We start from the raw sequence: 11,885 nt of genomic DNA, 5'->3' as shown, positions 1-11,885 counted from the left end.
AAGCTCGCGATAGCGATCGTTCAGTCAACCCAGCGCTCAAGCCAACAGCATCCGCCGCAACTCCCCACAATCGCGCGCATGCCAATCCGTCAGCTCCGGCCACGGGTTATCCGGCAAGTTCACCAACACCGTCCGCGCCCCCGCCGCACGCCCGCAGTCCAGGTCAAAGCGGTAATCGCCCACCATCACCATCGCCTCGGGCGCCACGCTCCAGGCCTCGGCCAACTTCAACAGACCACCGGGGTGGGGCTTGGGCGGTGCTTCGTCGCGGCCCAGCACATCCTCCACGGCGAAACAGTCCGCCAGGCCGATGGCTTCGAGGGTGACGTGGGCCAGCTCGCGGGCGTTACGGGTGAGGATGCCCAGGCAATAACCGCGCCCAGCCAGCTCCCGCACCAGCTCAACCGCCCCCGGCGCTGGCCTGGAGCCCAGCGCCAGGTCCCGTTCATGCTCCAGCAGCCAAGCATGCTTGGCCGCTGCCTCATCCGCCGGTAACGCGGCCAGGTGGGTCAGGATGTCGTCTTCGGCCGGAATCGCCAGGGCCACGCGAATCGCCGCGAAGTCATGCACGGCGATCGTCAGCGTGCCATCCATGTCGAACACCCAGTGACGAATCTCGGCCAGGCTCATGCCCAGTCCTTGCGATGGCGAATCAGGCCTTCCTGGGTGACCGAGGCCACCAGTTGTCCGGCGCGGTTGAACACGCTGCCACGGGAGAACCCGCGGGAGTTGCCGGCCCACGGGCTGTCCATGGCGTAGAGCAACCAGTCATCGGCGCGCAGGTCGGCATGGAACCACAAGGCGTGATCGAGGCTGGCGACCTGCATGTCTTTGTGCCACACCGATTTGCCGTGGGGGAGCAACGAAGTGGTCAACAGGCCGAAGTCCGACGCGTAGGCCAGCAGGTATTTGTGCAAGGCCGGCGAATCCGCCAGGGCGCCATCGGCACGGAACCACACGTATTTCACCGGGTCGGCCGGTTGCGGGTTGTAAGGATCTTTTTCGGTGACAGGGCGAACCTCGATCGGCTTGGGGCACAGCAGTTTTTCGCGCATGTGCTCAGGCAGCAAGTGCGCACGTTGCTGGGTCAGTTCCAGCTCGGACGGCAGGTTCTCCGGCCCGACGACTTGCGGCATGCTGCTCTGGTGCTCGAAGCCCTCTTCGTCGTACTGGAACGAGGCACTGCAAGTGAAAATCGGGTTGCCCTTCTGGATCGCCGTCACCCGGCGCGTGCTGAAACTGCCACCGTCACGCACCCGGTCCACCTGATAGACCACCGGCAACGCCGCGTCGCCCGGACGCAGGAAATAACCGTGCATCGAATGCACATGGCGCGCCTCCTCCACGGTCTGGCTGGCCGCCGACAACGACTGGCCCAGGACCTGGCCGCCGAACAACTGGCGAAACCCCAGGTCCTGGCTACGCCCGCGAAACAGGTTCTCTTCGATCGGCTCCAGGGTCAGCAGGTCGACCAGATCTTCCAACACGTGGCTCATTCAGACTTTCCTCACACAGCGCAAAAACCGCGCAGTCTATGCTGCGGCGGCGGATCGATAGTGGCCCGGGCCATTTTGGCGGGCATTGTAAACGTCCGTGTCGGCTAACCGTGCAGGGTCTGTAGCCACTGCTCACGATTGATGCGATAGAGCACATGGTGACGCAATGGATGACCGACCGCGAGTGTCGGGTGTTCGAAATCGTCAGCCGGATCATGCTGCATGCCGATGGCCTGCATGACCTTTTGCGACGGCAAGTTATCCACGGCGGTGAACGCCACCACTTCGTCCAGCTTCAACTGGTCGAAGGCACAACGCAGGGCGGTCCAGGCCGCTTCGCTGGCATACCCCAGGCCCCAGTGCTCCCGGGCCAGGCGCCAGCCAATTTCGATGGCCGGTGTGAAAGGCGCATCGAACCCGACCACACCCAGCCCGGTGAAGCCAATGAAAGCGCCAGTGTCCTTGCGCTCCAGGGCCCACAAACCAAAACCATGCTCGGCGAAATGCCCTCGCACGCGGCCAATCAGGGCGGCGCTTTCCAGGCGGCTCAGGCGCGCCGGGAAATACCGCATCACCTGCGGGTCGGCGCACATGGCGGCAAATTCCGGCAAATCATCATCGCGCCACTGCCGCAACAGCAGCCGTGCGCTTTCCAGTTCCAGTATCGGCTCCATTTTCACTCCCCTTCCATGCCCCAGAGTCTACATCGCTGGTAGGATCCGTCACTCAATCACCGCTGAAACCACCATGCCACTGCCGCTGATCTATCACGAAGACTACAGCCCCGAGTTCCCGCCGGACCATCGCTTCCCCATGGACAAGTTTCGCCTGTTGCGCGATCACCTGGTGGACAGCGGCCTGACCCGCGATGCCGATCTGCTGCGCCCGTCGCTATGTCCCCCGGACATCCTCGCCCTGGCCCACGACCGCGCTTATATCGAACGCTACATGGGCGGCGAGTTGTCTCGTGAAGACCAACGGCGACTCGGCCTGCCCTGGAGCGAAGCCCTGGCCCGCCGAACGGTTCGCGCCGTGGGCGGCTCACTCCTGGCGGCCGAGCAGGCCCTTGAGCACGGGCTGGCCTGTCATTTGGCCGGCGGCACCCATCACGCCCATTACGACCACCCGGCCGGTTTTTGCATTTTCAATGACCTGGCGGTGATCAGCCGGTATTTCCTGGCCAGCGGCCGAGTTTCGCGGGTGCTTATTTTCGACTGCGATGTGCATCAGGGCGACGGTACCGCCCGAATACTCCATGACACCCCGGACGCCGTGACAGTATCCCTGCACTGCGAAAAGAATTTTCCTGCACGCAAGGCCCAAAGCGATTGGGACATTCCCCTGCCGATGGGCATGGAAGATGGCGCTTATCTGAAGGTGGTGGACGATGCGCTCAACTACCTGCTGCCGCTCTACCAGCCCGACCTGGTGCTGTACGACGCCGGTGTCGATGTGCACAAGGACGACGCCCTCGGTTATCTGAAGCTGACCGATGCAGGCCTCGCCGCCCGGGACGAAAGCGTCATGCGCCATTGCCTGGGGCGCGACATCCCGGTGGTCGGCGTGATCGGCGGCGGCTACAGCAAGGACCGCCAGGCCCTGGCCCGCCGCCACGGGATCCTGCACCACAGCGCACAAAAGGTCTGGGCGTCATCAGGTTGTCATTGAAGTCTGGGCGCGTTACCCACAATGCCTGTGGAGCGGCCTGTGGATAACCTGAGTGAAATGGCCTACAGGCTATGTCGCTTATAGCGTGCGAACGCTTGGCTATTTTTTGATCATCACCGCTCCCGCAGGAGTTTGTGCTGATAGAATGCGCCGCTTATTCCACAGCCCCACAATTTGCCATGACCCAAGCCGCCAAGCCCTCCCCCCCAAACGTCACCATCATCGGCGGCGGCCCCGCCGGCCTGATGGCGGCCGAGGTGTTGAGCCAGGCCGGGATCCAGGTCGACCTGTACGACGGGATGCCATCTGTAGGCAGGAAGTTTCTGCTGGCCGGTGTCGGCGGTATGAACATCACCCACTCGGAAGCTTTTCCGGCCTTTCTGTCCCGTTACGCCGAACGCGCGCCGAACCTCGCCCCCTTGCTGCGGGCCTTCGGCGCGGATGAGTTGTGCACATGGATTCACGGGCTGGGCATCGACACCTTCGTCGGCAGCTCCGGACGGGTATTTCCTACCGACATGAAAGCAGCCCCGCTGCTGCGCGCCTGGCTCAAGCGCCTGCGCGATGCCGGCGTGACGATTCACACCCGCCATCGCTGGCTTGGCTGGCACCCCGACGGCAGCCTGAGGATCGCAGCACCAGAGGGCGAAAAAACCCTGCAACCCGACGCGACGTTGCTGGCGCTGGGCGGCGGCAGTTGGTCACGGCTGGGCTCCGATGGCGCCTGGATGTTGCCATTGGAACAGCGCGGTGTAGTCCTTGCGCCTTTGCAACCGAGCAATTGCGGATTCGAAGTGCAGGCCTGGAGCGATCTGATGGTCAGCAAATTCGCTGGCGCCCCGCTGAAAAACATCGCCATCGGCCTGAACGACGATGTACCGCGCCTCGGCGAATGCGTGATCACCGCCACCGGCATCGAAGGCAGCCTGATCTACGCCCTGTCGGCAGCGATTCGCGAAGCCATCAACCAACACGGCAGCGCGACCATTCATCTGGATCTGCTGCCAGGCCGACCTGTGGATAAAATCCAGCAAGCCCTGAGCAAGCCTCGCGGCTCGCGCTCGATGGCCAAGCACTTGCACAGCCAGTTGGGGATCGACGGGGTCAAGGCTGCGCTGTTGCGCGAACTCACGCCAGCTGATTGCTTTGCTGAGCCGGCGCGCCTGGCCCAGGCGATCAAGGCCTTGCCATTGTCCTTGGTGAAAACCCGCCCGTTGGATGAAGCCATCAGCAGCGCCGGTGGCGTGACATTCGAAGCCCTGGACGAGCACCTGATGCTCAAGCAGATACCCGGCGTGTTCTGCGCCGGGGAAATGCTCGACTGGGAAGCGCCCACCGGCGGCTACCTGCTCACGGCGTGCTTTGCCAGTGGCCGGGCGGCGGGGTTGGGGATGCTGGAATTCTTGAGACAGTGATCGTTCCCATGCTCTGCGTGGGAATGCAGCCCGGGACGCTCCGCGTCCCAAAGCCGAACGCGGAGCGTCCGTAGAGGCGTTTCCACGCAGAGCGTGGGAACGATCATCGGTCAGTGAACTATCAGGGTTTCTTTTTACGCGGCCCGGTATTGAACACCGGTACTTTGCGCACCGGCTTGACCGAAGGTTCCACAGGCGAGGAGTCGCCGCTGTCCACCCACTTGCCCAGGTTGCGCTTGCCGCCGCCACCGGAGGTTTTCGGTTTCTTCGGCTTTTTCGGTTTCTTGATCACCTGGCCGCTGGCATCGGTGTCGGGCACACGGTGCTCAGGCTCGAAGTCTTGTTCCATCTGGCGAGGCAACGTCTGACGGGTCAACATCTCGATGGCTGACAGCAAATTCACTTCATCGGCGCAGACCAGGGAGATTGCCTGCCCTGTAGCGCCCGCCCGGCCGGTACGACCGATACGGTGGATGTAGTCCTCGGCCACGATCGGCAGGTCGAAGTTCACCACCAACGGCAAATCTTCGATATCCAAGCCACGGGCAGCGACGTCGGTCGCCACCAGGATCTGCACTTCGCTGGCCTTGAAGCGGTCCAGTGCGCGCTGGCGGGTGGCCTGGGGTTTGTCACCGTGGATGCCGTCGGCGTTGACGCCCAGGCCCTGGAGTTTTTCCACCAGCGCATCGACGCCGTTGCGGGTCTTGGCAAAAACCAGCACCTGCTTCCACTTGTGCTTGCGCATCAAGTGCACGAACAATTCCGGCTTGCGCTTCTTGTCCACCGTCACCACCCATTGCTTGACGGTGTTGGCGGCGACGTTGCGCGGGCTCACTTCAATGCTCAGCGGATCGTTGAGCATCTGCCCGGCCAGCAGGCGGATCGCGTCGGAGAAGGTCGCCGAGAACAGCAGGGTCTGGCGCTTCTTCGGCAAGGCCTTGTAGATGTTCGCCAGTTCTTCGGAGAAGCCCAGATCGAGCATGCGGTCGGCTTCGTCCAGCACCAGGGTCTGCAACTGGTTGAACTTCAGCGCATTCTGGCGGAACAGGTCGAGCAGGCGCCCTGGCGTGGCGACCAGCAGGTCGACGCCTTTGCGCAACTTCATCATCTGCGGGTTGATGCTGACACCGCCGTACACGGCGTAGGTGCTCAGCGGCAGGTTTTGCGCGTACTGACGCACGCTTTCATGGACCTGCTCGGCCAGCTCACGGGTCGGCACCAGGATCAGCGCTCGCACCGAGTTGGCCGCGACCTTCGGCCCTTCGGTGGTCAGCAACTGCAGCAGCGGCACGGCGAAACCGGCGGTCTTGCCGGTACCTGTCTGGGCCGCGGCCATCAGGTCGCGACCGGCCAGCACCGCCGGCATGGCTTGGGCCTGCACTGGGGTCGGGGTCTGGTAACCGAGCGTCTCGAGGGCGCGCAGCAAGGGTTCGATCAGGCCAAGAGTGGCGAAAGTCATGGAAGTACCGTAGGAAAAATCAGCGCATGGTGTGCAATGCGCGGCAGTTTACCCTAAATCAGGAAGCGGCCGGCGCAGGCTTGGGTTTGCGCCACTGCGGCAAACCGATCAACACCACGGCACTGATGATCACCAACATCGCCACACTTTCTTCAGCGCCAATGGTTTCACCCGCGAACACGATCCCCAGCAACACCGCCACGGCTGGGTTGACGTAGGCATAACTGGTGGCCGCCGCCGGGCGCACATGCTTGAGCAGGTACATGTAGGCATTGAAGGCAACGATCGAGCCGAAGCAGGTCAGGTAAGCCAAGGCAAACCAACCTTCCAGCGGCGGCATGCTGTCCAGGTGCTCGCCGCTGGCCACACTGCCGATCAACAACACCACACCGCCTATCAGCATTTCCACGGCACTGGCCATCGCCCCTGCCGGCAACGGCAAGTGTTTGCTCAGCACCGAACCGAAGGCCCAGGAGGCCGCCGCGAATACCAGCAAGGTCGCACCCAACGGGCTGGACTGCAGATTGGAGCCCAGGTTGAGCATCGCGATGCCAATCAACCCCAATACAATGCCCGCCCATTCCAGACGCGTGTTACGCGCGCCCCAGAAATATCCGCAGAGCAAGGTAAACAAAGGCACCGTCGCCACGGCCAACGCCGCCACCCCGGACGCCACGCCCGTGTGCTCGGCCACACTGACCGCGCCGTTACCGAAACTGAGCAACAGCACGCCGATGATGGCCCCGGCCTTCCATTGCGCCCAGGTTGGCGCCGGTGCCCCGCGCCAGCGCAGGAAGCCGTACATCAGCGAACCGGCCAGCACAAAACGAATCCCGGCCAGCAACAGCGGCGGCCAATGCTCCACACCGATGCGAATCACCAGGTAAGTTGAACCCCAGATGACGTACAAGGCAAAAAAGGCAGCAATCAATGGCAAGGGAAAACGGCGTGGGCCAGGCATGTTCAGCTCGAAGTCAGGACAATGAGAGTCGCTATTCTAGAAAGGCGACAGACGGAAAATAAGTTACAAAACCTGTTTATCCCACCCATACACTTTTCAAAACATGGAGATTGGCGCTATAAACCGCGCTTTCGAAAGTCACGTCACTTGGAAGCCAATACATGGATAAATACGACCGCATGCTGCTCGCCGCCCTGCTGGAAAACGGTCGTGCGTCCTACGCCGAACTGGCCCGCAAAGTGAACCTGTCAGCCCCGGCCGTGGCCGAGCGGGTCAGCAAACTGGAAGCCAGCGGCGTCATCACCGGTTATCAAGCCAAAGTCGACATGGCGAAGATCGGCCTGCCGGTGCAGTGCATCATCGAATTGCGGATGAACCAGCACGGCAACCAGAAGACCTACGACGAACTGTGCAAGATCCCGCAACTGACCGAGTGTCATCGGGTGACAGGCGACCCGTGCGTGATCATGCAAGCGGCGGTGGGCTCGATGCCGGAACTGGAAGAACTGATCAACCGCATCGCCAAGTTCGGCTTCAGCAAGACTTCGATCGTGCTGTCCAGCGCCATTGAAAAGCGTGTGCCGTTGGGGCAGTTGGAAGGCAACGGGAAATAACCGTCAACCTTGACCAGATCGTTCCCCCGCTCTGCGTGGGGATGCAGCCCGGGACGCTCTGCGTCCCATCAAGAGCCGAACGCAGAGCGTCCGTTGAGGCATTCCCACGCGGAGGATGGGAATGATCAAACTGTGGAGCAAGCCCGCTCCCACAGTTGGTTGTGGTGTGTTTAGAACCCGCGATGGCGCTTGAGGTGCTCGTTGATCTTCGCCGCCGGCACTTTCTGCAGACTGCACAGCAGATCATGGGACAACTCCCGCAGCCCATGCTTTTGCCGCAATTCCGAAGCCAGGTGCGCGGTGAGATTGGCGGCCATTTCGGCATCGGCCATGGCCCGGTGAGCCTGACCGGTGTGGGGCAGGCCGGCGAAAGCGTTGAGCGTGCCAAGCTTGTGGTTCGGCGCCGCCGGCATCAGGCGCCGGGCCAGCAACAGTGAGCAGGCAAAATTCTGCAGGCGGGTGCGCTTGATCCGTCCCAGTTCAAAGTCCCAGAATTTCTGATCGAACGCGGCGTTGTGGGCCAGCAGCGGCGTGATGCCAACGAACTCGTTGACCTCGTTCATCACTTTTTCCGCCGAGGGGGCGCTGCGCAGCATGGCGTTGCTGATGCCGGTCAGTTGCTCGATAAACGCAGGGACGCGCACACCGGCATTCATCAGGCTCTGGTAGCGGTCGACGATCCGGCCTTGCTCGAGCATCACCACCGCGATTTCAGTGGCCCGGCAACTGCTGCTCGGGGTGATGCCGGTGGTTTCAAAGTCGATGACTGCGATGCGTTCCAAACCTTTTGAACTCCGTGAAAATCAATTCTTGAGCAGCAACGCGCCTTCGATCGGCACGTAGCGGCTGGCGGCGCGGATCAGCGAGTTGGCGGTCAGACCCGGCACGCCATAGGCCACGGCCTGCACGCCGTGCTTGGTGATGATGCGTTCGAGCAACATATCAAAATCGCCGTCGCCGGAGGCCAGCACCACTTCGTCGACGTGGTCGGCGGCGTCCATGATGTCCAGCGTGATGCCCACGTCCCAGTCCCCCTTGGCCGAGCCGTCGCTGCGCTGGATATAGGGCTTGAGCTTCACGACAAAGCCCAGGTTGCGCAGGATCTGCTGGAATTGCTGCTGCTTGCTGTCACCGCGATCGATCGCGTAGGCATAGGCCTCGACGATCTGCCCCTGCTTGCTGACATCAGCCCACAGCGCGGCGTAGTTGAAATGGCAACCGTAGGCTTGGCGCACGGTGTAGTAGAGGTTCTGGACATCGGCGAACACTGCAATTTTTTTCACCGCGTTTCCTCTTGGATGCACACGCACACAGGCCACCAGGGCCGAAAAGTCGCCCAGTATGCCAGCCCGAAGGATTGTTCCGCGAATAATCGGCCCGAGGCGCCTGTGCGCCCCGGACGAATGGCAGGTCAGACGAAGGAGTCGTCGTCGCCGAAGGAAGATGAATCGTCACTGTAGTCCGCGTCGCTGAACCCGCCCTGGTCGTTGCCGTAGGTGTCGTTGTCAGCCACGCGCGAGTCATCGCCCCAGCCGTTGCCTGCGGTATCGTTGACCGGTTGCGCCGGTTCTTCCTTGATGACCTCGACGATTTCCTGCGGTTGCTGGTTACTGTGAAACAGGCTGCTGATGCCTTGGGCCAGCATCACGCCGCCAGCCACGCCCGCCGCGGTTTTCAGGGCGCCGCCCAGGAAGCTGCCCGCGGCCGGGGCCTGCTGCTGCGGTGCGCCATAATTGCCGGGCGGCGCGCCGAAGCCTTGTTGGGGCTGGGCATTGAAGGACGGCTGCGCCGGTTCGCGCCAGCCTCCGCCACTGGATGTCGGTGCGGTTGCCGGGCGTGAATCCCGGGCACTGCCACCAAAAATGCTCGACAGAAAGCCTCCGCCACCGCTGGGCGCCGATGGCTGGGAACGGGCCCGTTGCAGCTCGGCCTGCAATTGCTCGGTTTGCTGAGTGAGTTGCTTGTTCTGTTCATCAAGGCGCTTGATCGCGGCCTCCTGCACCAGAATCGCCTGGGCCATGAAATAGCCCGCCGCTGGCTGGCTGGCCAGGTGTTCCTTGATCCGCGCCTCGGCCTGGGCGTCGCGCGGGGCTGAATCCTTTTCGGCCTGTTGCAGCCGTGAAAACAGTCCATCGATCAGGGTTTGTTCTTCGCTGTTCATGGCGACCTCATTAGATTGCCGGGTAAAAACCATTCCGATCCCGAAGACCGGTGCCCATCAGTAATGGGGCTCGCCGTAAAGCTTTCAATGGTCTTTACCTGATGTTTACGTTTGCTTGTGCGGGCGCCTGATCGGTTAAAGTGTCGGACCGCTTTTGAACTGCGATACCGACTCATGAATCCGTTTGACGTGCTGCGCGACTCTTTGTATTTCTTCAAGCGCCATCTGGGCCGAATCGCCCAACTGTGCCTGCCGCTGGTCATACTCGAGGCGTTGCTGCAGCAAGGCGTGGACAGCGCCCTCGGCCCCGACGGCTTTCCCGGCTACAGCGTGATCGTCGGGCTGCTGGTGTACCCCTTGTACACCGCCGCGTTGATCCTGTTCCTCGACGCCCGCAGCCGCGGTGAAGCACCACGCACCCGTGACCTGCTCGCAACGGCCCTCACCCTGTGGCCACGCTTTGCCTTGCTGACGGCGCTCAACACGCTGTTGATCCTGGTGGGGCTGTCGCTGTATTTCCTGCCGGGCTTATGGCTAATGGTGACCCTGGCCTTCAGTGAATACCTGTTGGTCCTCAGGGGACTGCCTCCCCTGGCGGCGATGAAGGAAAGCCTGAACATGTCCCGCGGCAACTTCTGGCGGATCCTGCTGTGCATCCTCTGTGTGATGGGCCCGCTGTGGCTGCTCAAGGGGGTCAGCGTCTCGGTGTACCCGCCGCCCCAGAATCCTTTGCTCAGTTTGCTGATCGAAAGCGTTCACAGCTTCTTGCAACTGTTCACCAGCGTGGTGCTGTTCCGCATGTTCATGTTGATCGAAGCCAAGCCTGACAACCGCTGATCGCACACTGCGAAGGCCCTGGGCTTGGGCTTGAGAACCGCTCTCGGTTATGCTCGGGAGCACTTTCGCGTTTCGCCCATAAGCCGAGCCATGACCCGTCTACTGCGCTACACCTTGCTGGGCCTGCTGTTGATCCTCAGCCTGGCCGCCCTGTCGATCTACGGCCTGACCTGGCGGCCACAGCCTCGGGAAACCTTGCCGGTCAGTTGCACCGCCAACGCAGCACCGCTGGTGCCCGGCCAGGCCTTGAAGGTGATGACCTGGAACGTGCAGTTCCTCGCCGGCAAACGCTACGTGTTCTGGCACGACCTGGCCCAGGGCAACGATGAAAGCCCGACCCTGGAAGACATGGCCTTCAGCCTCGACGAAGTGGCACGGGTCATCCGCGATGAGCAACCGGACGTCGTGCTGCTCCAGGAACTGGACAAGGGCGCCAAGGCCAGCGATTACCAGGACCAGCTCAAGCTGTTGCAGGAGCGGCTGGCTGACCTCTATCCGTGCGGCACCAGCACTTTCGACTGGAAGGCCGACTTCACCCCCGATCCACACATCTTCGGCAGCGTCGGCCGGCAACTGGCGACCCTGAGTCGCTACCGCATCGACCATGCCGAACGGGTACAACTGCCGGTGGCAGACGCCAACATCATCAGCCGTCAGTTCCAGCCCAAAAATGCCTTGTTGGTGAGCTATCTGTCGCTGAGCGGCGGCGGTCAACTGGCGGTGCTCAACACCCATCTGGAACGGGCCACCGAGCCGGACGAAACCCTGCCCAGACAAATCACCGCCGTGGCCAAGGCCTTGGATAAACTCGAATCCGCTGGCACACCCTGGCTGATCGGCGGCGACTTCAACCTGCTGCCCCTGGGCCAGTACCGGCGCCTGCCGTCCGAGCAACGCACGCCCTACTCCGCCGACAGCCCCTTGCACCTGTTGTGGGACAAATACCCGATGATCCCCACCAACAACGAGGCCAGCGGCATCGACCGCGCACACTGGCTGACCCACTACCCGAACGACCCCGGCCTCAACGGCCCCGACCGTACTGTCGACTACCTCTTCTACAGCCCGCGCATCAAGCGGGTCGAAGCCCAGGTGCGACAGGACGATACCTTGCGCATCTCCGATCACTTGCCGGTGATTGCGCGGTTCCTATTGCCGGCTGCACCTTAGCAGGATTCACCTAAGCCCCCTGTGGTAGCCGAGCTTGCTCGCGATGGCGGCGGATCAGCAGCATTGCTATTGATTGACACACCGCTATCGCGAGCAAGCTCGGC

The 11,885-nt window shown here is 62.3% G+C and carries 13 protein-coding genes; 5 read left to right on the top strand and 8 right to left on the bottom strand.

Annotation, left to right across the window (positions count from 1 at the left end):
• Positions 1–36 precede the first annotated feature (36 nt).
• The 3 genes from V7773_RS16385 to V7773_RS16375 form a co-directional block, all read right to left on the bottom strand.
• Complete coding sequence (locus V7773_RS16385; RefSeq protein WP_336074164.1) at positions 37–630, bottom strand: HAD family hydrolase; 594 nt, start codon at positions 628–630, stop codon at positions 37–39.
• Positions 627–1,496, bottom strand: coding sequence for an acyl-CoA thioesterase II (gene tesB / locus V7773_RS16380; RefSeq protein WP_003205823.1), 870 nt, complete (start codon positions 1,494–1,496; stop codon positions 627–629). The genes V7773_RS16385 and tesB overlap by 4 nt, the downstream gene beginning before the upstream one ends.
• A gap of 104 nt (positions 1,497–1,600) precedes the next feature.
• Entirely contained in the window at positions 1,601–2,170 is a 570-nt protein-coding gene (locus tag V7773_RS16375) for a GNAT family N-acetyltransferase (RefSeq protein ID WP_063324264.1), read from the bottom strand.
• Positions 2,171–2,243: 73 nt separating this feature from the next.
• On the opposite strand from V7773_RS16375, the gene V7773_RS16370 reads away from it, so the two are divergent.
• Together V7773_RS16370 and V7773_RS16365 are read left to right on the top strand one after the other, a co-directional pair.
• Entirely contained in the window at positions 2,244–3,164 is a 921-nt protein-coding gene (locus V7773_RS16370) for a histone deacetylase family protein (RefSeq protein ID WP_092348863.1), read from the top strand.
• 179 nt (positions 3,165–3,343) lie between these two features.
• Positions 3,344–4,579, top strand: a complete 1,236-nt coding sequence (locus V7773_RS16365) for a TIGR03862 family flavoprotein (RefSeq protein ID WP_336074162.1) — start codon at positions 3,344–3,346, stop codon at positions 4,577–4,579.
• 121 nt (positions 4,580–4,700) lie between these two features.
• Here V7773_RS16365 and V7773_RS16360 read toward each other — a convergent pair whose 3' ends face one another.
• Positions 4,701–6,038, bottom strand: a complete 1,338-nt coding sequence (locus V7773_RS16360) for a DEAD/DEAH box helicase (protein WP_336074161.1) — start codon at positions 6,036–6,038, stop codon at positions 4,701–4,703.
• A 58-nt stretch (positions 6,039–6,096) separates the two neighbouring features.
• Positions 6,097–6,999 (bottom strand): drug/metabolite exporter YedA, encoded by a 903-nt coding sequence (gene yedA, locus V7773_RS16355; protein ID WP_063324260.1) that lies wholly within the window; start codon positions 6,997–6,999, stop codon positions 6,097–6,099.
• Between the two features lie 161 nt (positions 7,000–7,160).
• Here yedA and V7773_RS16350 point away from each other — a divergent pair, with 161 nt between their 5' ends.
• Complete coding sequence (locus V7773_RS16350) at positions 7,161–7,613, top strand: Lrp/AsnC family transcriptional regulator (protein WP_336074160.1); 453 nt, start codon at positions 7,161–7,163, stop codon at positions 7,611–7,613.
• A 170-nt stretch (positions 7,614–7,783) separates the two neighbouring features.
• Here the strand turns inward: V7773_RS16350 and V7773_RS16345 are convergent, their stop codons facing one another.
• The 3 genes from V7773_RS16345 to V7773_RS16335 form a co-directional block, all read right to left on the bottom strand.
• The gene (locus V7773_RS16345; RefSeq protein ID WP_053189903.1) at positions 7,784–8,395 is read right to left on the bottom strand and encodes a 3'-5' exonuclease; all 612 of its coding nucleotides are present in this window, start codon (positions 8,393–8,395) and stop codon (positions 7,784–7,786) included.
• A gap of 21 nt (positions 8,396–8,416) precedes the next feature.
• A complete protein-coding gene (locus V7773_RS16340; RefSeq protein ID WP_063324258.1) occupies positions 8,417–8,896 on the bottom strand; it encodes a LabA-like NYN domain-containing protein in 480 nt (159 codons plus the stop codon).
• 128 nt (positions 8,897–9,024) lie between these two features.
• Positions 9,025–9,774, bottom strand: coding sequence for a DUF2076 domain-containing protein (locus V7773_RS16335; protein ID WP_336074159.1), 750 nt, complete (start codon positions 9,772–9,774; stop codon positions 9,025–9,027).
• A gap of 174 nt (positions 9,775–9,948) precedes the next feature.
• On the opposite strand from V7773_RS16335, the gene V7773_RS16330 reads away from it, so the two are divergent.
• Together V7773_RS16330 and V7773_RS16325 are read left to right on the top strand one after the other, a co-directional pair.
• Positions 9,949–10,611, top strand: coding sequence for a YciC family protein (locus V7773_RS16330; RefSeq protein WP_092149951.1), 663 nt, complete (start codon positions 9,949–9,951; stop codon positions 10,609–10,611).
• A 90-nt stretch (positions 10,612–10,701) separates the two neighbouring features.
• Positions 10,702–11,781: an endonuclease/exonuclease/phosphatase family protein gene (locus V7773_RS16325; protein ID WP_092348875.1), complete on the top strand. Its 1,080-nt coding sequence runs from the start codon at positions 10,702–10,704 to the stop codon at positions 11,779–11,781.
• The last annotated feature ends 104 nt before the right edge of the window (positions 11,782–11,885 follow it).

It is taken from the genome of Pseudomonas sp. 3JA, from assembly GCF_036961705.1.
Lineage (GTDB): Bacteria > Pseudomonadota > Gammaproteobacteria > Pseudomonadales > Pseudomonadaceae > Aquipseudomonas > Aquipseudomonas fluorescens_Q.
This window is presented reverse-complemented; position numbering and strand designations above follow the sequence as displayed.